The sequence below is a fragment of the Candidatus Merdisoma sp. HCP28S3_D10 genome, assembly GCF_052065835.1.
Taxonomy (GTDB): domain Bacteria; phylum Bacillota; class Clostridia; order Lachnospirales; family Lachnospiraceae; genus Laedolimicola.
Genome location: NZ_JBQHTG010000002.1, coordinates 472,258 through 494,962 on the forward strand (window position 1 = coordinate 472,258; position 22,705 = coordinate 494,962).

Here is a 22,705-nt window from a genome sequence, read left to right on the forward strand (position 1 = left end):
TGGTGAAAAAGTCATCTCTCAAATCTTATTTCTATTGTATTTTTATCCGATGGTCCGTTCTTCTGTTTTCCGTATCAGTCTCCGCAGGGGCAGCGCCACAAGAAGCAGGCCGAATACCACGAGGCAGATCACCTGCAGTACCTCAGGTAAAAAGCCCAGGGCTCCGGCTACCAGCGGTTCCACAAGGTAATACCCGTTAAACAGCATATGGAAGGCAATCCCGGCCCAGATGGAACGGCAGCGCAGCACCAGATATCCGGCCAGAAGACCTATCAGAAAGGCATAGCTTCCCTGTACCAGGTTGAGATGGGCAATGCCAAAAAACAGAGCCTGCAGGATATTGATCACCCAGAAGGAGGCTCCCGCCCGCTTCAGATATTCGACCGTCAGGCCGCGGAAGATCAACTCCTCCGCAACCGGGCCGATGATGACCGTCGCCAGGATCGCGGAAATTCCGCTTTCTCCAAGCCCAGCGCCCTCTATCAGATCCGTGTACTCCTGCATGGATTTCGGATCCAGCACCTCCCAGCCGCTCATCAGAATCCCTATCAGAAACTGCGCGCCCACCGCCATCAGAAGTAATCCTATCAGATCTTTTTTTTGAAACAGCGACGTCTCCCGGATCCCGTATTTCTCCCGCCGCCGTACCACACTGATATAATACCAGAGACCTGCTACGCCAAGCAGCAGTACGTCCGAGATCAGCAATATCGTCATGGTATCGTTCATGTATATCTGTGTTCCCTCTTCCACGCCATATTGCACTATGAACCTTATCATCTGAACCGTAGAAGCCGCAAATTGTATCCCCAGCATAGCCACCAGCGGCAATATGCTCTTTAAGTATCCCCCAACCCTTTTCATAAGTACCTCCTTATTATAAGACAAGCTCCAGCAACAGGCCAGCACCTGCGGAAAGCAGATACAGAAGCGCTACAATCCCAATATTCTCCTTCATGGGGTGGTTTTCCCGGAACAGCACGGCCAGACCGATGCCCGCTCCGGCGCACAGTCCCCCCATGGCGGAGGCCAGGCTCAAACCGCCGGCCAGATACAGCTCGGTTATCAGAATCGAGGACGCGCAGTTGGGAATCAGGCCCAGGAGCGCCGTCAGAAACGGCTGGAACCAGGTGTCCTTGCCCAAAAAGGTGGTCAGGGCGTCCATACCCACCAGACCCAGCACCAGATTCAGGACCGCCGTAAACAGGAAGATATAGAGCGTCAGCTGAACCGTATGACGCACCGCAGGCTTCACGATACCGCTGTCGTCGCTGCAGCCGCAGCCCCGGCACATATCCCCGATATGCTTATGCTCTTTTTTATTCCGGAACAGGAAATCCAACAGATAGCCGAACACAATTCCGATCGCAATCTTACCCAGGAGAAGCTGCGCGATGACCCGTCCGCTGCCCGGATGGCCAAACAAAATCAGCACCGCCTCATCGGATGTAGAGAGAAATACGGCCATCAGGGTTCCCAGGGTAATGACGCCGCCGGAATAGAGATTGGCCGCCGTCACCGAGAAACCGCACTGGGGTACGCAGCCGAAGATGGCTCCCGCCAGCGGTCCCGCCTTTCCCATTTTTCCAAGGGCCCGGTTCATATAATTATTGGAATAGTGCTCCAGCGCCTCCAGTATCAGGAACGCGATCAAAAGGAAGGGCACGGTTTTCACCGTATCCAGGAGCGCGTCCAGCAAAGCATCCAGAATCATGGTTACACCTCTTTCTATCACATTTCTATCACAAAACATTTGTTTTCTAGAATACCATGTCCTGAAAAAATATGCAAGGAGCAGCTGCAAAAGTTTTGTTAATTTTTTGATAATCTTTCTTGCTTTTTTAGGAATCTATGATATAATGTACCTGTTCCGATACAATTCCAGTATCCGCGGACAGAAATAAATAATAGCGAAGTAGGATTTTATGCGTCAAGTGTTCGCAGGCTGGGGAGTCGCCGCGAAACGAAAAGTAGAGTTTCTGACTCGGTCTTACGATATATTATCCGCACCCGTTGCTACAGATGAGTACATCTCATGTGTGGAGGAATCGGGCTTCATAAGCAGTCTTGATATTATTTATTTTGTAACCTGTTTCTCACACATCATTATGGAGGTGTATTTTTTATGCAGTTTTTTTCCAAAGACGCCCTCGCCTTTCGTGATCAGTTTAACAATCTCCGGAAGGTTCAGAGTATCTGCCTCTGCGGTCTGTTCGTGGCCGCTTACGTGGCGCTTTCCTTTTTCAATTTAAAGCTTACTCCCTATCTGGAGTTCCGCTTCGCGTTCCTGGCGCTGGCTGCTGCCGCTGCCTACGGTGGACCTGTGATGGGTATGACAGCCGGTATCGCAGGCGATGTGGTCAGCTTCTTTGCTGCCCCCCAGACAGGCCCCTTCTTTCCGGGCTTCACACTCAGCTACGCGATTCTCGGCTTTGCCTTCGGTCTGATCCTGTACCGTTCCAAAGTGACCCCGGTCCGTATTTTTGTGGCTACCTTTTTTGAGTTTGTAGAAGCCTGCACCCTGAATACCCTGTGGCTGCACTTCATGTACGGTATGGAATGGAAGTATCTTTTCACCATTCGTCTGGTGAAGTGTATCGTATCCCTGGGTATCAATACCGTGCTGCTCTTCATCTTTATGAAGGCCTTCAGCAAGATTATTTCCAGTGTTCTGACTCCCGCAAGCGCATCCAGATCCTAGGATTCTAAAAGAAATAGATTCTAAAAAACCACAGTCCGGAGAATCGAGCTCCGACTGTGGTTTTTTGCCTTTCTTATGCTTTTCTTCTGCGGCTTCCCATATAGCTCCACAGACAGCCGAAGCCTGTCAGCGCCGTGGCTCCCGCTGCCAGAAGCCAGCCTGCCGGGTTCTTTGTATCCCCGGTCTGAACCGCCCGGACGGTACTTCTGTGGCTTCCGGCTCCGGAGCTTTGTTCCGGAGCGCAGTATTGATTCGAAAATCGGATCGCTTCTGCCTTCTCCTTCTTTCCCTCACGCTCCACGTAAAGCCTTGCTGTCAGCGCCTGATTTTCAAGCCTTGTCACCTGCACCGTCACCAGATACTTCTCCCGGTCACAGGTGAAGCCTTTTGTCTCCTCCGTGGTCTGGAGAATCCGGTACTGGTATGTCCCGACCTTCTCATAGGATACCGGCCCAAGCTTCACCAGACCCGCCCCGGTCCGGCTCTTCTTCCTTTCTGCCGGAAGGGGCGCGTCCTTCGTCACCGCCTCCAGCGCCACCTGATACTCCTTTTTCCCCGGAATATGCTCTCCTTTTGCCTCGATCTCCACCGGAATCGTCAGCTCACAGCCGTTTCCTGCCGCCTGTACCCTTCCGGGAACTGACAGTCCCAAAAGCAGAAGCAGAAGCGGCACCCAGATCCGGCCCTTTTTTTTCTTTTCCTTCTTTTCTTTCATAAGTGTCTACACCTCCCTTCCGTCCGGCTCCTCCAGAAGCCAGCCGAATATCACTGCGCGTCCGTTGGTCTCTGTCTCATCGGCACAGGTGGAAAGTCCGATCAGGTTCTCTCCCTTTTCTATATCCCGGTACTGCACCGACCGTTCCCGGATATGCGACAGCAGCTTTTCCGGATCCGCGTCTTCTCCGCTGTGATAAATGATTTCATCATAGGCGTCCGTCTCCACGCAGGCGAAGAAACAGATGCGATAGCTTTTCTCCGGCAGATAAAGGGTCCCGTCCGGGTGATCTTTAAAATACGCTTCTTCCTTAAATCTTGTCACATCTCCAAACATGGCTCCATTTTCCATATGGTGTCCGTATAGCAGACTGTAGCCATCTGTGAAATCCGGACGGTTCTGACTGGACAGAAAGATGGCTCCCGACAGAGAAAACGCCCCGTAAACGTCCTGATTCACGTAGACCATGTCATGTTCTCCCTGCACCACCGGATAATCGATATGGGTACCCGGAACCGTAATCCAGGCCCGCACATCCGGGTTCAGCTTCTTAAGATCCTCCAGGCCTGCCTCTCCCTCTCCCGGCTTGTAGGCCAGAAGCGCCTCTGACACATAGGCGTTTCCCGTAATCTGAAAGGTATCCCAGAGAGAGTAGGTACCGTAGGTCAGCATTACGAAAACCATAAGGCCTGCCGTCACCGTCAGAATCCGGTTGCCCAGTCCGGCCGCCCGGCCAAGCACCCTCCACATACATTACGCTCCGAGATGTTTTTTCTTCCGGCCGAAGAATGCCAGCATAGCCGCTCCAAAGGCAAGCAGCAGGGCATAAGGAGCTACAGTTGTCGCTACGCCGGTGGGAATGCTGGCCTCACGGTGATTGGTTACCGTAACGATAGCTCCATCTGTCTCTGCAGTTCCCGTGTTATTCTGATTGGTCGTAATGTAGCCGTCAGCAGTATAACTCTGCTCATTGACCGTATAGGTATCGCTGGCACTCAGACCAAGAATCTGAATGCTTCCGGTATCTTTGATTGCATATTCCACCGGCTCCTCTCCGCTCTTTACCTGATATTCCCTGGCCGCCGCGTTCCCAGTCTCCTTTACCAGCAGCTTATACCATTCTCCTTCTCCGCCGGCCACAGAAACCTGAAATTTGAACAGCTTATCGGTTTCTCCCATATTTCCGGTTACTTCCTTTTTGATGGTCACGTCATGGGTGCTGTCATTGCTTCCTTCTCCGTAATTATTGGTAAAAGCCAGATCCGCCTTTACCGCCCTGCCATTTTCATCCGGCTTCGTACAGAGGATGCTCTTTACGTACAGGCTTCCGGTCTGATCCCGTAACACAAAGGCATAGAGATCGTACACCGTACCGTCATAGAGCATTCCCTCGTATCGGTCAGCCTCCTCCGGTATGGTCTCCCTTGCCTGATAATGATAGACGCCGGGTTTGGTGAATTTCGACAGATCCACCCGGATACTGTCCGTCCCTTCATAGGAAGCCGCCGGACTGGTTCCGGAGGGAGCAAAGGCAATCTCTCCCTTTTCCAGGCTCAGACCTCCGGCCACGCCGGAGGATACCACATTTCCCTCAAAAACCGCCGGATTCTGATCTCCGCTGTGATCCACCGGCGTCAGCCAGAATCTGAAAATGGTGTTGGGCGCATAGGTTTCGCCGTCGGTGGTTACGGTTTTCTTATAATCCAGCTTCGTTACCGGAGCATTTTCCGGAGCCGCAAACGCGGTTCCTCCAAAGGCGGTAAGGATTACCGCTCCTGCCATTACGCCTGCCGCCAGTCTTTCTGCCATGTTCTTAGTTTTCATAGGATTTCCTCTTTTCTTTCCTGTTCTGTCTGATTTACAGTTCCGATCTACGGACCGCCGTCATGACGATCCCCTTTATCTCCCCGCGCTTCACAGGTCCGAAATATCGGCTGTCCTTTGCCCCTTCCCGGTAATCGCCCAGAAGAAAAACCTCGTCCTCTCCCAGCTTCGCCGGATACTCTACCCTTCCTTCATAAAAGGGGGTGCGATAGTAAATGTCATTTTCCACAATCCGGCTGCCGTTGATATAGATTCCCTCATCGCCGGTCACATCTACCGTATCTCCGCCCCTGGCTACGATTCGTCCGATGTACTGCTGTCCGTCCTTCTTTATGACCACTACGGAACGATCCTTTGGCTTCTTATCCAGGCGGTAATACAACACCAGATCCCCGGCCTCCAGCTTCGGGCTCATAGAATCGTCCTTCATGGATGTCACGCCGAATACAACGCCAAACAACAGCCAGAAAACCACCAGCATGACGCCAAGGCGTAAAAGGAAATATTTTACTTCTGCCTTGTCACGTTCCATGGAGCCGGCCTTTCCGAAGCCTCAGACCACACAGCACTGTCATGAGAAACAGACCCAGCAGCAGGGAAAGCCAGCCACCTTCCGGCTGTCCGTCCAGGGTAAGCCCCGTAGGCACCGGAATATCCACTCCGTCCAGCTTCACCACCGGCCTGGGAAACGCTTCCTCCCGCGGGGTGTTCCCGTTCCAGAGATACGTAACCTTTGCTCCGTCATTGGAATAAAAGCCCAGCCCCTCCGCATGGGTTCCCGTATCTGCGTCCGCCCGATCCGGATAGGCTTCTCCCGCCGCAAAGTATTTTCCGTATGCAGCCTCTGAGGGCTTCATATGCAGGGTAATCCGGTAGGTCCAGCCATCTTCCAGTTCATAGGAGTCCGGAAAATCCAGCGTAAGGCGCCGGGAAGCCCCGTCGTAATGAACGGTTGTCCCCTCCGGCACACCTGCGGCTTTCCCGTCCGCATCCAGGACAGAAAGAGTGTATACCGGCTCCGCTGTGCCGGTCAGGATTTTCCCGTCCTGATCCAGAAGCGCCACATTTTCACTGAGCACGTCGGTAATCGTCACGTCGGTGCAGACCAGCTCCAACATATGGCCCGCCATCTCCCGAAAGGCGCTTTTCAGCTCCTCCAGGCTGCCGCAGAGATAGGGATCGTTTCCCTCCCGTACCTTGCAGCCTCCCTGATTTGCCGCCGCGATCCGTCTGCTCAGCTCCTTTAAGGTATTCGGGTTGATGGCGTTTTCATCTTTTCCAATCCCGATGGTATAGAAATACTGGATTCCTGTCATTGCGTCCGCCTGGGTATACGCCGCCCCGGAGCAGCTTCCCGGATTCACCAGCTGTCCCCACCAGCTTCCGTCCGCATCCTCATTTCCATGTCCTACGGTTTTTCCCGAAGCGTTATAGTAATACGTTGGCTTTCCGTCTGACAGAAACAGAACGGCCTTTTCCGCATCGGAACGGGCCTTTTGAAGCTGTTCGGCCCCGGTGCGGAGCCCCGCCTGATAATTGGTTCCACCGGAGGGTTCTCCGGCCAGGCTCTGATACACCACGGTTCCATTCCCGGCGCTGCTCCAGTCCAGCCGTACCCTGGCGTCATTGTAGGCCCGATCCCGGTCGCTCTGATCTCCGCTGTAGCCCACAATGCTGTATCGCACGTCCAGGCCCTGGTTTGCCGCCAAGGTATTGACAAGCTCGGCTGCCGCCGCCTTGGCGCTTTCCCAGCGGTTCTTTCCGCTTCCGTCATTCATGGCTTCCTTCATGGAGCCCGACTCGTCCACAATCAGAAGGACGTCCAGCTTTCTGGGCGTGCTTGTGGTATCTGTTTTTCCGGTAATTTCCAGTGTCAGATCGTAGGTGCCGTCCGCCCTGCGCTCTGCGTATTTCCGGCGTGCCAACGACACCGACGGCTCCGGATCCTCCAGGCTCAGGAAGACTGGCTCTGGCGGTTCCTCCTCCGCAGGTTTCTCCTTCGCAGGTTCTTCCTTTACCTCTTCTACCGTCTCTTCCGCTTCTGTTGTCTCCGGGGCTTTTGTTTCCTCCGGGACTTCGGTTTCTTTTTCTGTCTCTGTCGCTTCTGTTCCCTCCGGGACTTCGGTTTCTTTTTCTGTCTCTGTCGCTTCTGTTCCCTCCGGGACTTCGGTTTCTTTTTCTGTCTCTGTCGCCTCTGTTTCCTCCGGGACTTCGGTTTCCTCCTGCATGTCCTGTTTTTCGTCCTTTTCTTCTGCTGTCTCAGCTACTGTCTCAGCTTCTGTCACCACCGAAGCGCCTTCCTCCTCCGCCCGTACAGAGAAGCTACTTCCTCCGGTCACTGAAAAAAGCAGCAGAAGCACCAGCAGACCGGCCCAGATTCTTTTTGCTTTTCTCCTCAACTTTCTCATTCTCCTTTTTCGTTGCAAGCTGTCCGGTTCCTCATTCCCTCCTCTCTTATCAGCTACTTTCCATTCTATGTGATTTTTCCCAGATTATTACAATCCATGTTGCAAATCGTTCGCCGGATTTCGCAAAAAAGCGACTAAAAAAGGTCCACCGGACCTTTTTGTCGTATGCTTGGCAACAAAAATACCGTATCAGACAGGAGCTTCTCCTCTCCTTATCTGATACGGTATCTGTCTTTCTATTTTCAGTTCTGATTCTCCAGGCTCTTCCTTGCGGCCTCCGTATGGGCCAGATACATCTTTCGCACATCCGGGTACTCGCCCAGTCCCTTCATGACGCAGGACACCTGATATCCTTCCGCCTCAAACTGGCTTCTCCAGGAATCCTCGTCCTCCCCGGACATATCGTGAATGGCATGATCACCCGCCACTACCATAAAGGGCGCCAGGATCAGCTTTTTGGGCGACAACGCGCGAAGCTGCTTCTTCAGGGATTCCATGGACGGGTAAGCTTCCACCGTTCCCAAGAAGGTTCTGGGATAACCCAGATCCTTAAAGGTATAATCCAGGGCTGCGTATACGCTATTGGCGTAATGGGTGGTTCCGTGGCCCATAAATACCAGCGCCTCGTTCTCCTTCATCTCCCCGAACTCTGCCATAACCGCCTCGATCACCGCCACATGATCCTCCGTCGTTGTCAGCAGCGGATCGCCAAAGGCAATCTTTTCAAAGGCGTCCCTTCTGGCCAGCACAGCCTCCTTCATCAAATCATTCTCAATGCCGTTGATGATATGGGTGGGCTGCACCAGCAGCTCCTGTACCCCGTCCGCAGCCATCTGCTCTACCGCCTCTTCCACCGTGGGAACTTCGATTCCGTCCCGGCGGCGGAGCTTCGCGATGATCATCTTGCTGGTCCAGGCCCGGTACAGTGTATAATCCGGATACGCGGCGGCGATATCTGCCTCGATCCGATCGATGGTCTTTTCTCTGGTCTTGGCAAAGCTGGTGCCGAAGCTCACCACCAGAATCGCTTTTTTCTTATTCTGTTCCATATATCTGTTCTTTCCTCTTGATTCCGTTTTACTTTCCGGCAAGAATCTTCAGGGTCGTAATCGAGATATCTCCTACCACTGCCAGATCCTCTGCCTGGTAAGCATAGGGGAAATTATCCTCGAAAAGGATCTGGGACGCAGGCGGAAATTCATCGTCGCCGGTCCAGAGGATAAAGCGCACATGAAGACCGTTGATATATTCAAATTCATAGGAGGCGTCGCCCAGGGTCAGCTTCTTTGCGCCCAGCTTCTCCATGGCCGCGCAGAATTTGTCCAGTTTAAAGCCAAAACCAAATTTCAGCCTGGTCAGGCAGCGTCCCTCGAACTGACGGAAATACACCTCTCCCCAGGGAACCTCCCGGTAGGTCAGATATTTTCCGGAGCTCTGTACCAGCTGTCCGGAAATCAGAAAACGAAGTACGCTGATCTGCGCCGCTACCGTATCCAGCAGCAGAAACGGCCCTTCCTCTTCCTCATGCTCCTTATGCACCGAAAATTCCGGATAGTCTACCAGATAATGATAACCCATCAGCCGTATATGAAACTGCTGCTTTTCTTCATCATATTCCACGTTGCAGCGTTCCGCGGCGTCCTTCGGATCGATTTTCCGGTATTCATTCAGGTAGTGCTCCAGGGGGATTCTCTCTTTATTGTCCTTCTCGTAAGGAAATTCCATAGTTAGCTTGTCTCTCTTTCTCGTTAAAATTCTGTCTTTATAACTGTTCCATCACGGTCGGGAACAGGGAGCTGTCCGTATGGGGCAGGAAGCAGCAGGCCACAAATTCGTCCATATATCCGGGCTCTGTGGAAAGCTCCAGATAAGTCATATTTCTGGCAAGTTCATAAACCTTGCGCTCTGCCTTCGTAGACAACAGCATCGCGTAAGCGCCGCACAGGGAGGAGTTGCCGATATAGTGGTAATATTCGATCGGAATATCCGGGAACATACCGATATTCACTGCGTTCTGCATATTGATACCGCTTCCGATACCGCCTGCCACGTATACCTCCTCGATCATGCTGATATCGAAATCCAGGCTCTTCAGCATGGTCCGGATAGCGGAGAAAATCGCGCCCTTGGCACGGATAAAGTTGTCGATATCTACTTCCGTGATCTCCACATCCTTGGAGCTCTCAGCCTCCTCTTCGAAGGCCAGCACGTAGCTTCCCATGCCATAGTGGTCATGCTTGATCCGCTTACCCTCCCGAACAAACTTGCCCTTGGGGCTGATGATACCACAGCGGAACAGCTCTGCAATCACATCGATAATACCGGATCCGCAGAGACCGATGGGCTTCTGTCCCGGATCACCGATGATATCAAAGGTCGGCTCCATGGTTTCTTTATCAATCTTACATGCCTCGATGGCGCCGTCGGTCGCGCGCATACCACAGCTGATGTCGCCGCCCTCGAAGGCAGGACCTGCTGAGCATGCACAGCTCATCATAAAGTCAGAATTGCCGAACACCAGCTCGCCGTTGGTTCCCAGGTCGATAAACAGGGAGAAATGCGGCTGGTTCCAGAGCATGCTGACCAGTGCTCCCGCTGTAATATCGCCGCCTACGTAGCTGCCGATATTGGGAGCCATAATGATATGGGCGTCCGGATGTACCTTCAGGTTAATATCGGACGCGTAAAAAGCATTGGTCTTAAAGAAGGCCGGAATATAGGGCTCCATACGCAGGGGATCCGCATTGACGCCCACCAGCAGATGATTCATGGTAGAGTTGCCCGCGATAGCCAGCCGGTATACCTGCAGCGGACTGATTCCGGCGGAATGGCACATCTTAAGAATCATGGGATTCAGGGTTTCCTCCACAATCGCGTCCTGCAGCTTCTTATGTCCGCCCGGCTTCTGGGACTCAATGATACGGTTGATGACGTCCGCGCCGTACCGGATCTGTCCGTTGCCTGCGGACGCCTTGGCCAGAATCTTTCCGGTCAGCATGTCTACTGCAACTGCAGATACGGTGGTGGTTCCGATATCGATCGCCACTCCGGCCGCCACAGCCTTCTTTTCTTTTTCCAGAACGTCGTAGACAAATACCTGGGTCTTGCCCTGGGCAACGACACACTGTACATCAAAATCGCTGGCCCGCAGCACGTCCGGCAGCTTCTTCAGCACGTGATAGGGAATCCGCACCTTCTCGACGCCGGTCTCTGCCTGCAGCGCCCGCTCCAGACGCTCCACGTCCGGCATGGTATCCTCCAGACTGGGGACATCCATCTTCACGGAAAGGATCCGCATATTGTTGCCATGCTCCAGATCCGCTTCCTTCAGATGCTCCATACAATCATCAAAGATCTTGATCTCCTGGGGAGAGCTTAAATCTGCCACCTTCATACGGCTCCGGTAGGCGGACGCAATATCCGGTACCATAATCTGCACGTCTCCCACTACCTTACTGCAGCAGGCCAGACGCCAGCCCTCTGCGTACTCCTCGTCGCTGATATGACGGGTCTTCTTGGAATCCAGTTCTCCGCCTAACAGCTTTACGCGGCACTTTCCACAGGAACCGTTACCGGAACAGGGCGCGTCAATGACCACATTGGACTTCCGCGCCGTTTCCAGCAGGTTCTCGCCAACCATCGTTGAAACCGTCACCTTTTCGCCGTTTTCAAACTGGAACGTTACATTTGCCATTTATTATTTTCCTCCTGACTTATTCCCTTCTTGAACAAAAAAATCCCTTTGGTACGAGTATACCATACTCTTCGCATAGAACGCAATCGCACTTCCGGGATTTTTCTACTTTTTCAACTTTTCTCTTGTCCGCCCGGGACATTCTGCCAGGAGGAGCCGGTTCTGCTTTTGCTCTAGTCCAACTTCAGATCTCCGTCCTTGATCCAGCCCAGCTTCCGCTCGATTTCACAGAAAATCACGCTCAGGACTGCCGGAAGCACAAAGCAGATCAGAATCAGGCCTGCCCAGTCAAAGCCGGTAATCGCCGCTCTGGTGCCTGCCTCGATCTCATTCATCCAGCCTGTATACACGCCAATCTGGCCTACCAGACCGCAGGTTCCCATACCGCTGGACACCGGGGTGCCGTTCATGGTCATATGGAAGATACAGGTGGCAATCGGTCCGGTAATGGCGCTGGCCAGTGTGGGAGCAATCCAGATACGGGGATTCTTTACGATATTGCCCATCTGCAGCATACTGGTACCGATACCCTGGCTGACCAGGCCGCCCACGCCGTTTTCTCTGTAGCTCATGACCGCAAAGCCTACCATCTGGGCACAGCAGCCTGCCACAGCGGCGCCGCCTGCCAGACCGGTAAGACCCAGAGCCGCGCAGATTGCCGCGCTGGAAATCGGCAGCGTCAGCGCCATGCCGACCAGTACAGACACGATCATACCCATCAGCAGCGGCTGAAGCTCGGTCGCCCACATAATCAGCTGACCTACGCTGCTTGCCGCCGCGCCGATTCCCGGCGCAATCAGCTCTGCCAGGCCGACGCCCACGAAAATTGTCACGCCCGGAGTCACCAGAATATCAATCCTGGTCTCCTTGCTGACCAGCTTACCACATTCCGCAGCGATAACCGTGATGACCAGAACTGCCAGCGGGCCACCTGCGCCGCCCAGGATATTGGCTGCATTTCCCACTGCCACCAGGCTGAACAGTACCAGAGGCGGACACTGAAGCGCCCAGCCGATGCTGACTGCCATGGCGGGTCCTGCTACGGCGCTGGCATAGCCGCCCAGCTCTGTCAGATATTCAATCCCCAGCTGCTTGCCCAAAGTGCTGACAATCGTACCGATCAGGAGGCTGGCAAACAATCCCTGCGCCATAGCTCCCAGTGCATCTACCAGATAGCGTTTTACGCTGATCTCCACATTCTTCTTTTTCAGAAAAGCTTTCATTTTCTCCATTTCCTTACTCCTCTTTTCTTATGCTTCTGTTGTTGCCTTTCCATCATACCATACAGGTGACAAGACAGCAATCCAAATGTACATTTTGTTTGTTCTTTCTTTTTGTCCGCTTGTCTCGAATTCTGTGGAAATTTGTGATTTTATCTGAATCTTTTTATATTATTCTGATATTTATAATATAATTCTAAAGATTTCATCATAATTTCGTAATATATTCCTGCTATGATAAATAGTAGAAAATGAATTTGAATCTTAAATGAGGTGATCCTATGAAAAAAATATCCTGTATCTTTTTCGCCGGACTGCTGGCCCTGGCACTTTATCTGGAGCCTCTTTCCGTAAATGCTGAACAATTGCCGGAGGAAACCGCTCCGGAGGTTTCCCTTACTTATACCTCCCTGGAGGAATCTGAAAAATGGATTCTGGACGAGGTTCTCTCCGATTACGTATCGGAACACGTAGTCGATATGGAAGAGGCTTCCATTCCCTGCACCATCGGTGAGCTGGTGGATCGGGGTACTTCCTCTTACCTGTTCTATCAGGACGAACAGGCGGACGGCACCGTCTATACGGCAGCCGGTTACGCTTTAACCGGAGACGGCAGCTACGTATACTTTGAGCTGACGAGCGCTTCCCCGCTGGATACTGCCACCGTTGATTTTGAGATTGCAAGGAACTTCGGAAGCACCGGTGACGCCAGCTCCTTATCCTAAAGAAAAGTTTCCTTTGTGTCCTTTGATTCCGTATTATACACAGAAAGCCCCGGCTGTCATTTCCGACAGACCGGGGCTTTCCCGTCGCTTTCTTCTTATGTTATGTCTTATATCAGTCCAAAATGAGCCAGGGCATGGGCGATACCGCCCTCTCCGACGCCTTTGGTCACATAATCCGCGATTTCCTTTACCTTAGGATCCGCATTTCCCATGGCCACGCCGATTCCCGCATAGGCAAGCATTTCCATATCATTTTCCCCGTCGCCGAATGCAATGATTTCTTCCCGGCTGATACCATAATGGGCCAGCATACGCTCCATGCCCCTGGCCTTGCTGTTGCCCGCGGCGATAATATCCACGCCGTAGGGATTCCAGCGGGTCATGCTGCAATGGGGCAGATCCGCCAGCACCCGGGCTACATCTTTCTCATCGGCAAACACATTGATCAGATAGACCGGATTGCCCGTAAAGCTCCCCGTCTCCGGCAATTCCGAGGAAATATCCGCCTGGGTCTGCCGCACCCGATCGTTGATGAAATTGATATAAATCTGTTTTTCTTCCACAAAAGCCATCGGCAGCTCTTTTTCCCGAAACCAGCGCAGCGCCCCCTGAATATCCTCCTCCGGTATGGGCCTGGAATCCAGGAGCTTTTCATTCCGATCCAGGCATATCTGTCCGTTCAGAAGCACATGACCGTCAAAGGGAATCCTGGTGATACCCAGCTCCTTCAGTTCCTTTAAATGGCGGCCGGTACTGGTGCAGACCAGGATCCCGTTTTTCTGCAGCTTTTCCAGCGCTTCTTCCGTATCCTCCGGAATTCTTCCGACACTGTGATCCAGTAATGTCCCGTCGATATCAAAAAATGCCGCTTTTATCATCTCTGTAAGCCTCTCTTATTCCGCGTCCAGAAGCACCACGCGGACTACCTCCTCCTGCTCGTTCTGCCAGATGAGACACCGGCTTCCTTTCTGAATATCCTCAGCCCGGACTACATTCCGGGTACGGAAGGGCTTTATCTCCGCCGTGTCCGGAATCACATAGCTCTCTCCATCTTCAGCAACCACCTTCAGGCCGCCGTCTTTCGCAACCGGCTTCCGGGCAATCACTGCGTAATAGGGTGCCGCTTCCTTCTCCGAAACATTGGTGAACACGACCTCCGGCGTACACTGAGGCGGTAATGACAGGGTCATGGCCGGTCCCAGATATGCCACAAAGCTTCCCTTTTCCACATCAGAAAGCTCCAGCAGCAGACCGCTCTCCCCATCTACCAGAACCGTATTCTCCGGATCGATCGTCAGAATCATCTCTCCCTGGGAAGACATGTCAGACTGATTATCTACGATGATATCTTCTTCCGAAACCTCCTCAATCTCTCCATAGATACGGACTGCCGTATCCTCTGCCTTACTGCCGCAGGCGGTCGCTGCCGTCAGCGCCAGGGTCAGTCCCAGTATCGGTATCACTCTTTTTAATTTCATATTCGTCCTCCTGAATCTTTTTCCCTAACCTGTCTCTCCCTACAGGTTAGCCCCATTGTATCAGATGGATGCAGAAAAAGGAAGCTTTCTTAAGAACAATTAAGAATCCAAAAATGGGGTCTGGCTTTCTGCAGCCAAACCCCATTTTCTGATTCTATCGTTTTATCAAAAACCCTGTGTTACATAATCGGATCCAGACCCAGTACCGGATGGTTCTTCTCCTGCAGGAACGCCATCAGAGTTTCCTCATCGGTTGCTACGGTCTCGTCTGCGATCATATCGGTAAAGTTATCAATACCGTATTTCTCCTTTGCAGACTTATTCAGTCTCTCGGCTACGTCGTCCTTCAGCTCCTTCGGCATCCATACGATACGCTCAAAGCCGCCCTCAGCGCTCATGAACTTCTTGGAGGCGATAAAGTGACGTCCATGACCCATGAAGCCCGGCGTCTGAACTCCGCCGCCTGTCATACTTGCCAGCTCACCGAAGGTCATGCCAAGAGGCGTCATGCCTGCGTACTCACGGTTGGCAATGATAACGCCATTGGAGAAGGGCTCGATACCGCAGATACACTCGAAGCAGCCGCAGGAGGTCATCGGGTCTTCCATAATGGAGTACAGGGTTACTTTCTCAAGAGCTCCCTGAGTTGCCTCAGCTACCATACGGTTTACATCCGGGTAAATTCCCTTTACTTCGTCCTCGCAGCCTTCCTTGGAAATCGGCTGGCAGGGTCCGGTGGGATTCAGCTCCTTGGTTGCCTTTGCATCCAGCCATGATACAGCTCCGCAAAGTCCCAGACGCTCCGGAGTTACCACGCAGCAGTGTGACGGCGCGAAGGACTGGCACAGAGTACAGGTGTAGAACTGATCTACGCTCTCATCAGTCAGGGTCTCCAGACGCTCGTCACGCTTCTCATAGGTCGGCATAGCGACGGTATCCAGAAGCTCCTGAACCTTATCGGTATCGGTTACGATGGTAACCTGACATTTATCTACGACGATATCAAACTCGTCCATGATCATATTGTAAAGCACCTCTGCGAAATGGGTCAGGCGGAGTCCTGCCTCATAAGCAGCCTTGCTTACACGGACACGGATCTGATTTCTCTGGCCGGTGTGCATCACACCTTCCATATAGTTGTACCATGCATGAATCTTACGCTCGATAACCGGCTCGAAGTCAGGCTGCATCTTTGCTCCCGCTACCTGTACATAAGTAGCCAGCGCGAAGGTCTGTCCCTGCTCCAGCTCGTCCAGATCCTTGCCGACAATGGTAATCTTGTGATCCTCAATCTCATCTGCATTGCAGGTCTGTACCAGCTCGCAGGTGGGCGCCTTATGGGAACTGAACTCTACCTGCATATCGCCTCTACGGATAATCTCACCCTCAAAGGCAGACGCGAAGGCAACCGGAATCGGAAGCTCAGTTACTTTAATCTTAATGTTGCGCAGCTCCAGGGACTTCTTCACGGTCATGCTGTGATCCAGAACAGACTCCAGCGCGCCCGGAACCTGATTCTCGCCCAGATCCACGTCTACGACTACCGGGAAGCCCAGCGCGATAGCGCCTGCGCCTGCGGATACAACCACCTCGTTCAGAGCGCCGAAGGTATTCACGAATGCAGGTACTCTTTCCTTGGTGTATTTTAACAGTCCCGGCAGATCGCCCGGCGTTACATTACCGAAGATCAGAGCCGCACGGATCGCTACGGTTACGACATGGATCACTGCGGTCACATCATGTCCCAGCGGAACTACACGGAAATCCAGGCCAATCTTTACGCCGCCCTCTGCGCACTGCTCGATGACGTCGCCAATCAGGAAGGTCATGATACCCTTGCTCTGGTAATCTTTTACAACTGTCACTACATCTTCTGCATGGTCAGCCTTGCCGAGTACAACCGCTACGCCGGGAATATCTCCGGTTACAAGCGGAACGCCCAGAGAACGGATAACCGGGTCCGGTACGAAGCCGATCCCGCTGTCATTCGCATAGGGGTCTGCATTGTCTACATATTTCAATGCCTCGATGATCTCTGCTCCCACTGCGGTAGCCAGACCTGCGTTCAGTGCCTCTCCCAGGTCTTCCTTGTTGCTGATCAGGCTTTTCATTACGCCTACACAAGCCGGCAGATCGCCAAGCTTTGTAACCTTTACGCCGGTAGCAGCGTAGATGGTCGGCAGGAAGTACGCCGTATCCGGCATTGCCACCTTCTTGTCCTCGCCATACTTTGCAATCGCGTCATTGACTGCGCCTTCGGTCAGTCCTGCGACTGCGTTTGAGCCTCCGTAGATTAAATCTGTTAATACGCTCATTTTTCATGTCCCTCCTTGGGTTATGTAGCTGTATTTTTTGGAAATAACTCTTAATGCTTAAATTTTAGCACTGCCGCATAAGGAAGTCAATATCCCCCGGGCGGGGATTTTGGGAAAATAACAGATCAATCAAAGTAAAACAAAAACAGCCGCGGCTGCGTCATCTGCAGCTGCGGCTGTTCTATTCCTGTATTTTATTACAGCACCTTACTCAGGAAATCAATGGTTCTGGGCTCCTTCGGATTCGCCAGTACCTCCTCCGGGGTTCCCTGCTCTACGATATAGCCGCCTTCCATGAAGACTACCCGATCTGCCACCTCGCGAGCAAAGCCGATCTCATGGGTTACGACTACCATGGTCATACCCTCCCGAGCCAGCTCCTTCATAACCGCCAGAACCTCGCCGACCATCTCCGGGTCAAGGGCAGAGGTAGGCTCGTCAAAGAGCATGATATCCGGCTTCATAGCCAGAGCACGGGCAATAGCCACACGCTGCTTCTGTCCGCCGGAGAGCTGGCTTGGGAATGCCTCCGCCTTATCTGCCAGGCCGACACGGGTCAGAAGCTCCATAGCTTTTTTCCGGGCCTCGTCCTTGGTCATAACCTTCAGATGGACCGGAGCCAGCGTCATATTGTCCATCACATTCAGATGGTTGAACAGATTAAAATGCTGGAACACCATACCGATGTTCTGACGCACCTTATTGATATCCGTGTGCTTGTCCGTCACGTCATAGCCGTCTATCAGAATCTGGCCTGCCGTCGCCGTCTCCAGCTGGTTCAGGCAGCGCAGGAAGGTGGATTTACCGCTTCCGGAGGGTCCCAGGAGAACCACAACCTCGCCTTCGGTGATATCCATACTGATATCCTTCAGAACCTCCAGCTTTCCAAAGTTCTTTTTCAGGTTCGTTACATGAATCTTATTATCTGCCACGGTTTACCCTCCTCTCGATTCTCTTTGCCAGCTTACTTAAGGTAATGATGACAATCATATACATCACGCCGACGATGGCCCAGGACTGCAGCGGCTTTAAGGTATTACCGGAAATGGTTTTACCAATCAGCGTCAGCTCCGGGAACGCGATAACGGAAAGAATCGACGTATCCTTCAGGGTAATGATAAACTGGTTAATGATAGACGGAATCATGGTGCGTACCGCCTGGGGTACTACGACCAGCGCCATGGAGGAACCATAGGAAAGTCCCAGACTCCGGGAAGCCTCCATCTGTCCCCGATCCACACTCTCGATACCGGCGCGGATAATCTCCGCCATGTAAGCGCCGCAGTTTAAGGAAAGGGCGATAGTACCTGCCTGAAGCGCGCTCAGACGGAAGCCTCTCATTCCCATACCCTGCATACCGGCCGGAATACCGAAGAATACAAAATAAGCCAGTACGATAAGCGGAACGCCTCGAATTGCGTCCACGTAAACGGTACCGATCAGATTCAGTACCCGGTTGCGTCCCACGTTCATCAGGCCGAAAATCATACCAATGATCGTCGCGATGACCAGGGTCAACAGTGTCATCAGCAAAGTCTGTCCCATGCCCTTTAAAAGCATGATTCCATACACTCGAAGAATTGCTGCCATATATCTTTTCTCCTCACTTGTTTACTCCCGCTGTCCGCGGGGCTTCTCTGCCGCGGAATACTTCCTGCATTGTGGAAACCTCCGTATCCGGGAGCTTTCACAGTACAGGAAGCAGCTGCATCGCTACGCAGCTGCTCCGCACCTTTTATCCCTATTCGCCAAGATACTTGTTCAGAATCTCATCGTAGGTTCCGTTGTCCTTAATCTCCTGCAGTCCCTTGTTGAACATATCCAGAAGCTCCTGATTGTCCTTGTTCATGATAGCAAAGCCATAGGGAGCCACCTCACTTGCGGTACTCTCAACGATGGTCAGATCCAGTCCGCCGGTCTTGATGTTGTCCGCCATAATCGGCTTATCCTCTACGCAAGCGTCTGCCTGGCCCAGTACCACTGCCTGATACATGGTCGGTGAATCCTCGTAGGTATCAATCTTAAAGCCATACTCGTCCTTCAGGCTCTCTGCGTAATTCGCACCTGCTGTAGCGTTCTTTACCGCGATGGTCTTGCCCTTCAGATCGTCCAGGCTCTCGATACCGCTGTCTGTCTTTGCAGCGAATACCTGATAGGAATCATAATAGGAATCGGAGAAAATCCATCCGTTTGCCTTACGCTCGTCTGTGATGCTCGCGCCTGCCAGCAGCGCGTCTGCCTGGCCTGCCTGAACCGCGGTAACTGCAGCGTCCCAGCCAAGGCTCTGAATCTCAATATTGAATCCCTGATTTGCTGCCACTGCCTTGATGATATCCACGTCGATTCCTACGAACTCACCATTTTCATCGGTGTACTCAAAGGGACGGAATACGGTATCCATTGCGATAACCCATGTTTTGTCAGAGCCGGTGCTCTCAGCAGCGTCTGTGCCTTCGGTTGTCTCTGCAGGCGCTGTCTCAGCAGCCTTATCAGAGCTGGAGGATCCGCATGCAGCGAGACCCAGGGTCATGCTTGCAGCCAAAGCCAATACAAGTAACTTTTTCATAATGTATACGCTCCTTTTCCCCGGCTCATTGGCCGGTCATATTTAACACAAGGGCGATGTATAGTTATACACCGCCCTTGATGCCACTTCTTAAGTATAATTTTTTCTGTTAAAGTTGTCAAGCAAAAAACTTTTTCGTTTTCCCTTAAATCTCCTTAGCAGCTGCCAAAACCATTTCTACTGCCCTGTCAATTCCCAGTTTTTCTGTGTTGATCGTCAGATCGTAGTTCCGGGCGTCCCCGTAGGTCTGCTTCGTATAATACTCGCAGTTCTTCTTACGGGAGCGATCCGCATCGCGGATATCCTTCTCCACCTGGGGAAGCGGTACCCCCGGCATCATGGCGGACATACGGTTGACTCTCCATTGGAAGCCGGCATGGGCAAATACGTGGAGACAATGATCGAATTCCCTTAAGATATACTCGCTGTTCCGGCCTACAATCACACAGTTCTCATGATTTGCCATTTCACGGATCGCGTCTCTCTGAGCTTGCCAGAGCTCCTCGTCCAGGGGCTTATTGTAGAAATCAAACAGACTCTGGGCAAAGCCAAAGTTTTTCGGCACTCTCTCGTCCCATTTCCGCACCAGCTCCGGATCCAGCTTCGAATTGGCCAGGGCTGTTCTCAGAATGATATCCTTATCGTAAAACTCAATTCCCAGCTCCTTCGCCACTCTCCGGCCGATTTCACCGCCGCCTGCACCGAATTCACGGGCAATCGTAATAATCTTTTTCATGAAAGCTTCCTCCGTTCTGTAAGCCTGTCGGCTCCGTCTTCTATTTCATTATAACGAACAAAAAGAGTTCGGGCAACCCCTTTCTCATAGAGATTCTCCACAACAAAAGAGCACCCCTGATTTCTCAGGGATGCTCTTAAAAATTCCGAATTAAACCTCAAGATAAGAATCTGCGTACAGATTGTTGTTCTTGATGATATCGCAGGACTTGATGGTCTCCATCAGTCTTAAGTCGTTCGGGTTAACGATAGCGGAGGTCAGACCGTTCATCATAGCCATAGCTACCATAGCGGAGTCCATGATCGGACGGATGTGCTTCGGCATACCGTTGGAGTTGTTGGACAGACCACCTGTGGACTGCATACCCATGTCGGAGATCATCTTGATGAACTCCAGAACCTGCATCTGCTTGTCCTGCATTCCCTTGATAACCAGGAATAACGGGTCAAACCACATATCCTCAGCAACGTCCATACCATGCTCCATACCACGCTCCATCATGGTCTGCATGTACATCATACGCTCGTCGTTGTCCTTAGCGATTCCCTCGCCGTTGCACAGAGCGATAACGATAGCGTCGTTAGCCGCTGCCAGGTCGATGTACTCGATTCTTCCGGCTGCGTCTGCAGAGTTAACGATGGGTTTTCCTTTTGCACGGTTGTATACAGAGATACCAGCCTCGATAGCTGCTACGTTGGAGGTATCCAGTGCCAGCGGAACGTTGTCGAAGTTGCCCTGAAGCAGCTCAACTGCCCACTTCATCAGCTCCGGTCCGTCGTTCTCTGCCGGTCCGATATTTACGTCCAGATATGTAGCGCCTGCATCCAGCTGCTGTTTTGCACGCTTCAGGATCGGCTCCGGATCTCTCTCTGTAAACGCTTTGTTTACAGCCGGTGCTGTGGTGGAAAGTCTCTCACCGATGGTAATAAATTTTGCCATAGTTTTCTTCTCCTTTTATAAATAAAATAATTAGATCTCGCCGTTAGCCTGCAGATCCTTCAGGAACTTCACAAGCTGTACTGCCTCGTTGGGAGCTACGATAACTTCCCAGCCCGGCAGCTTCGCCTCGATATCGCCCTTCAGAACTGCTACCTTTCCGGGGATGATCAGCTTTCTGCTCTTAACCTTCGGCTCTACGTTCTCCTGGATAAACTTGGAAACAGAGGTAGAAGAAAGCTTACCAGCTGCCCAGGCTGTCAGTACGGAAAGTCCGCCTGCATCGTTGATGATCAGGTTGCAGGGAACGCCGGAACGCTCCAGCTCGCCAGATACTACGAAGTAGGTCAGCGCGAAGTCTACGGTGGTCAGACATACGGAATTCTCATCTCCGCCGTTCAGCGGGTAGATGCCCGGCTCAACCTTCATGGGCTTCTGCGGGTCGGTAAATACGTTCTGACGCAGACCGTACAGCGGCAGAGCCTGTGCATAGTTCATGCCTTCCATAACGATGATGGAACCGTATTTTACAGTGAACATAGAAGCAAGTGCTGCCTGCATGATCGGATCTCCTGCAGCCAGTGCTCCGACATTAACGATAGAGGGATAACCGAAGGTTCTGTTCTGATCCTTCAGAGCCGCGCGACGAATCTGTACTGCTGTTGCAAATGCATCCTTAACAGAAGCAGTTCCTACATTCAGAACCAGGTTCTTGTTGCCCAGCTTCTCAAGAGCTGCTGTGGTATCATAGAGCTCGTTGATGTCTGCGCCACGAACACCCAGAACAACGCCTGCCTCAGTAGCAACCGCATTCATAGCCTCATAGTTGGAAGCGTCTGCGCCATCCAGAACCGGCTTCGCGTCCTTGCATACAGCCAAAGCTGCCTTTGCAGCCTCAACATCGGTACAGTCAAGTACCAGAGTCTTGCCGCAGTTCATAGCCTTCTTAACCAGCTCAACGTAAGCGTCTACGCCGCAGCTTCCGCAGTAGCTTAAGTACAGCATCTCTACGTGCATACGCTCACCGATACGATCGTAATCTACCTTCTTAGCTGCCTCGAGCTTAGCGTCAGCGTCTGCGTCACAGCAGGAGATGGTAGCTGCGTATCTCGGCTTGCTTACGAAAGTCTTCTCATGACGGAAGAGAACGGTCTCGCCGCCCAGTGTATACTCAGCCTCGCCGGTACCAACCTTGATGGTCTTCATGGGCGGAGCAGTTGCCTCTGACAGAGTAGCCAGCGCTTCTTCAGACATATGCGGACACTTGCTGAGATCTACAGCGCCCTGAGCAACCTTCATAGCAAATGCCATACAGGTCGGGCTTCCGCACTCCTTACAGTTTGTCTTCGGTGTTAATTTAAAAATATCCAAGCCTTTTAATGCCATG

General features: G+C 52.3%; 22 protein-coding genes and 1 riboswitch. Of the genes, 2 read left to right on the plus strand and 20 right to left on the minus strand.

Going from position 1 to position 22,705, the window contains the following annotated elements:
- Positions 1–42 precede the first annotated feature (42 nt).
- Together ACTNCH_RS07480 and ACTNCH_RS07485 are read right to left on the minus strand one after the other, a co-directional pair.
- Positions 43–864 (minus strand): lysostaphin resistance A-like protein, encoded by an 822-nt coding sequence (locus ACTNCH_RS07480; protein WP_441017492.1) that lies wholly within the window; start codon positions 862–864, stop codon positions 43–45.
- Positions 865–877: 13 nt separating this feature from the next.
- On the minus strand, positions 878–1,714 hold the full coding sequence (locus tag ACTNCH_RS07485) for a putative manganese transporter (protein WP_441017495.1): 837 nt from the start codon (positions 1,712–1,714) through the stop codon (positions 878–880).
- Between the two features lie 195 nt (positions 1,715–1,909).
- A riboswitch (THF riboswitch) is annotated at positions 1,910–2,018 on the plus strand.
- 107 nt (positions 2,019–2,125) lie between these two features.
- Between ACTNCH_RS07485 and ACTNCH_RS07490 the strand changes: the two genes are divergently transcribed.
- Positions 2,126–2,701 carry a folate family ECF transporter S component gene (locus tag ACTNCH_RS07490; RefSeq protein WP_262670624.1) on the plus strand — a complete coding sequence of 192 codons (576 nt, stop codon included), beginning with the start codon at positions 2,126–2,128 and terminating at the stop codon, positions 2,699–2,701.
- Between the two features lie 73 nt (positions 2,702–2,774).
- On the opposite strand, the gene ACTNCH_RS07495 is transcribed toward ACTNCH_RS07490, so the two are convergent.
- The 9 genes from ACTNCH_RS07495 to ACTNCH_RS07535 form a co-directional block, all read right to left on the minus strand.
- Positions 2,775–3,416, minus strand: coding sequence for a Spy0128 family protein (locus ACTNCH_RS07495; protein WP_441017498.1), 642 nt, complete (start codon positions 3,414–3,416; stop codon positions 2,775–2,777).
- A 6-nt stretch (positions 3,417–3,422) separates the two neighbouring features.
- The gene (gene srtB, locus ACTNCH_RS07500; protein ID WP_441017501.1) at positions 3,423–4,166 is read right to left on the minus strand and encodes a class B sortase; all 744 of its coding nucleotides are present in this window, start codon (positions 4,164–4,166) and stop codon (positions 3,423–3,425) included.
- 3 nt (positions 4,167–4,169) lie between these two features.
- The gene (locus tag ACTNCH_RS07505; protein ID WP_441017504.1) at positions 4,170–5,240 is read right to left on the minus strand and encodes a DUF7601 domain-containing protein; all 1,071 of its coding nucleotides are present in this window, start codon (positions 5,238–5,240) and stop codon (positions 4,170–4,172) included.
- A gap of 34 nt (positions 5,241–5,274) precedes the next feature.
- The gene (gene lepB, locus ACTNCH_RS07510) at positions 5,275–5,772 is read right to left on the minus strand and encodes a signal peptidase I (protein WP_441017507.1); all 498 of its coding nucleotides are present in this window, start codon (positions 5,770–5,772) and stop codon (positions 5,275–5,277) included.
- Positions 5,762–7,639, minus strand: a complete 1,878-nt coding sequence (locus ACTNCH_RS07515; protein WP_441017510.1) for a vWA domain-containing protein — start codon at positions 7,637–7,639, stop codon at positions 5,762–5,764. The genes lepB and ACTNCH_RS07515 overlap by 11 nt, the downstream gene beginning before the upstream one ends.
- A 251-nt stretch (positions 7,640–7,890) precedes the next feature.
- Positions 7,891–8,697, minus strand: a complete 807-nt coding sequence (locus ACTNCH_RS07520; RefSeq protein WP_441017513.1) for a sirohydrochlorin cobaltochelatase — start codon at positions 8,695–8,697, stop codon at positions 7,891–7,893.
- Between the two features lie 28 nt (positions 8,698–8,725).
- Positions 8,726–9,373: a DUF3786 domain-containing protein gene (locus ACTNCH_RS07525; protein WP_441017516.1), complete on the minus strand. Its 648-nt coding sequence runs from the start codon at positions 9,371–9,373 to the stop codon at positions 8,726–8,728.
- A 37-nt stretch (positions 9,374–9,410) separates the two neighbouring features.
- Complete coding sequence (gene acsV, locus ACTNCH_RS07530; protein ID WP_441017519.1) at positions 9,411–11,342, minus strand: corrinoid activation/regeneration protein AcsV; 1,932 nt, start codon at positions 11,340–11,342, stop codon at positions 9,411–9,413.
- Between the two features lie 173 nt (positions 11,343–11,515).
- Positions 11,516–12,574, minus strand: a complete 1,059-nt coding sequence (locus ACTNCH_RS07535) for a PTS transporter subunit IIC (RefSeq protein ID WP_441017522.1) — start codon at positions 12,572–12,574, stop codon at positions 11,516–11,518.
- 269 nt (positions 12,575–12,843) lie between these two features.
- Between ACTNCH_RS07535 and ACTNCH_RS07540 the strand changes: the two genes are divergently transcribed.
- The gene (locus ACTNCH_RS07540) at positions 12,844–13,287 is read left to right on the plus strand and encodes a hypothetical protein (RefSeq protein ID WP_441017524.1); all 444 of its coding nucleotides are present in this window, start codon (positions 12,844–12,846) and stop codon (positions 13,285–13,287) included.
- A 107-nt stretch (positions 13,288–13,394) separates the two neighbouring features.
- On the opposite strand, the gene ACTNCH_RS07545 is transcribed toward ACTNCH_RS07540, so the two are convergent.
- The 9 genes from ACTNCH_RS07545 to acsC form a co-directional block, all read right to left on the minus strand.
- Positions 13,395–14,165, minus strand: a complete 771-nt coding sequence (locus ACTNCH_RS07545; protein WP_441017526.1) for a Cof-type HAD-IIB family hydrolase — start codon at positions 14,163–14,165, stop codon at positions 13,395–13,397.
- Between the two features lie 15 nt (positions 14,166–14,180).
- The gene (locus tag ACTNCH_RS07550) at positions 14,181–14,765 is read right to left on the minus strand and encodes a hypothetical protein (protein WP_441017528.1); all 585 of its coding nucleotides are present in this window, start codon (positions 14,763–14,765) and stop codon (positions 14,181–14,183) included.
- 179 nt (positions 14,766–14,944) lie between these two features.
- Positions 14,945–17,080: an acetyl-CoA decarbonylase/synthase complex subunit alpha/beta gene (gene acsB / locus ACTNCH_RS07555; RefSeq protein ID WP_441017530.1), complete on the minus strand. Its 2,136-nt coding sequence runs from the start codon at positions 17,078–17,080 to the stop codon at positions 14,945–14,947.
- Positions 17,081–17,277: 197 nt separating this feature from the next.
- Positions 17,278–18,012, minus strand: coding sequence for an amino acid ABC transporter ATP-binding protein (locus ACTNCH_RS07560; RefSeq protein WP_158361991.1), 735 nt, complete (start codon positions 18,010–18,012; stop codon positions 17,278–17,280).
- Positions 18,002–18,670: an amino acid ABC transporter permease gene (locus ACTNCH_RS07565; protein WP_441017532.1), complete on the minus strand. Its 669-nt coding sequence runs from the start codon at positions 18,668–18,670 to the stop codon at positions 18,002–18,004. The genes ACTNCH_RS07560 and ACTNCH_RS07565 overlap by 11 nt, the downstream gene beginning before the upstream one ends.
- Before the next feature lie 151 nt (positions 18,671–18,821).
- On the minus strand, positions 18,822–19,646 hold the full coding sequence (locus ACTNCH_RS07570) for a transporter substrate-binding domain-containing protein (protein WP_441017534.1): 825 nt from the start codon (positions 19,644–19,646) through the stop codon (positions 18,822–18,824).
- A 145-nt stretch (positions 19,647–19,791) separates the two neighbouring features.
- On the minus strand, positions 19,792–20,382 hold the full coding sequence (locus ACTNCH_RS07575; RefSeq protein WP_441017536.1) for an AAA family ATPase: 591 nt from the start codon (positions 20,380–20,382) through the stop codon (positions 19,792–19,794).
- Positions 20,383–20,532: 150 nt separating this feature from the next.
- Positions 20,533–21,321, minus strand: coding sequence for a carbon monoxide dehydrogenase/acetyl-CoA synthase methytransferase subunit (gene acsE / locus ACTNCH_RS07580; RefSeq protein WP_441017537.1), 789 nt, complete (start codon positions 21,319–21,321; stop codon positions 20,533–20,535).
- A 30-nt stretch (positions 21,322–21,351) separates the two neighbouring features.
- Positions 21,352–22,704 carry an acetyl-CoA decarbonylase/synthase complex subunit gamma gene (gene acsC, locus ACTNCH_RS07585; RefSeq protein WP_441017539.1) on the minus strand — a complete coding sequence of 451 codons (1,353 nt, stop codon included), beginning with the start codon at positions 22,702–22,704 and terminating at the stop codon, positions 21,352–21,354.
- Between the last annotated feature and the right edge of the window lies 1 nt (position 22,705).

Bases quoted from the DNA above. Each gene is read 5' to 3' on its own strand.
- ACTNCH_RS07480 (WP_441017492.1), bottom strand. From the start codon at position 864: ATGAAAAGGGTTGGGGGATACTTAAAGAGCATATTGCCGCTGGTGGCT.
- ACTNCH_RS07485 (WP_441017495.1), bottom strand. From the start codon at position 1,714: ATGATTCTGGATGCTTTGCTGGACGCGCTCCTGGATACGGTGAAAACC.
- ACTNCH_RS07490 (WP_262670624.1), top strand. From the start codon at position 2,126: ATGCAGTTTTTTTCCAAAGACGCCCTCGCCTTTCGTGATCAGTTTAAC.
- ACTNCH_RS07495 (WP_441017498.1), bottom strand. From the start codon at position 3,416: ATGAAAGAAAAGAAGGAAAAGAAAAAAAAGGGCCGGATCTGGGTGCCG.
- srtB (WP_441017501.1), bottom strand. From the start codon at position 4,166: ATGTGGAGGGTGCTTGGCCGGGCGGCCGGACTGGGCAACCGGATTCTG.
- ACTNCH_RS07505 (WP_441017504.1), bottom strand. From the start codon at position 5,240: ATGAAAACTAAGAACATGGCAGAAAGACTGGCGGCAGGCGTAATGGCA.
- lepB (WP_441017507.1), bottom strand. From the start codon at position 5,772: ATGGAACGTGACAAGGCAGAAGTAAAATATTTCCTTTTACGCCTTGGC.
- ACTNCH_RS07520 (WP_441017513.1), bottom strand. From the start codon at position 8,697: ATGGAACAGAATAAGAAAAAAGCGATTCTGGTGGTGAGCTTCGGCACC.
- ACTNCH_RS07525 (WP_441017516.1), bottom strand. From the start codon at position 9,373: ATGGAATTTCCTTACGAGAAGGACAATAAAGAGAGAATCCCCCTGGAG.
- acsV (WP_441017519.1), bottom strand. From the start codon at position 11,342: ATGGCAAATGTAACGTTCCAGTTTGAAAACGGCGAAAAGGTGACGGTT.
- ACTNCH_RS07535 (WP_441017522.1), bottom strand. From the start codon at position 12,574: ATGGAGAAAATGAAAGCTTTTCTGAAAAAGAAGAATGTGGAGATCAGC.
- ACTNCH_RS07540 (WP_441017524.1), top strand. From the start codon at position 12,844: ATGAAAAAAATATCCTGTATCTTTTTCGCCGGACTGCTGGCCCTGGCA.
- ACTNCH_RS07545 (WP_441017526.1), bottom strand. From the start codon at position 14,165: ATGATAAAAGCGGCATTTTTTGATATCGACGGGACATTACTGGATCAC.
- ACTNCH_RS07550 (WP_441017528.1), bottom strand. From the start codon at position 14,765: ATGAAATTAAAAAGAGTGATACCGATACTGGGACTGACCCTGGCGCTG.
- acsB (WP_441017530.1), bottom strand. From the start codon at position 17,080: ATGAGCGTATTAACAGATTTAATCTACGGAGGCTCAAACGCAGTCGCA.
- ACTNCH_RS07565 (WP_441017532.1), bottom strand. From the start codon at position 18,670: ATGGCAGCAATTCTTCGAGTGTATGGAATCATGCTTTTAAAGGGCATG.
- ACTNCH_RS07570 (WP_441017534.1), bottom strand. From the start codon at position 19,646: ATGAAAAAGTTACTTGTATTGGCTTTGGCTGCAAGCATGACCCTGGGT.
- ACTNCH_RS07575 (WP_441017536.1), bottom strand. From the start codon at position 20,382: ATGAAAAAGATTATTACGATTGCCCGTGAATTCGGTGCAGGCGGCGGT.
- acsE (WP_441017537.1), bottom strand. From the start codon at position 21,321: ATGGCAAAATTTATTACCATCGGTGAGAGACTTTCCACCACAGCACCG.
- acsC (WP_441017539.1), bottom strand. From the start codon at position 22,704: ATGGCATTAAAAGGCTTGGATATTTTTAAATTAACACCGAAGACAAAC.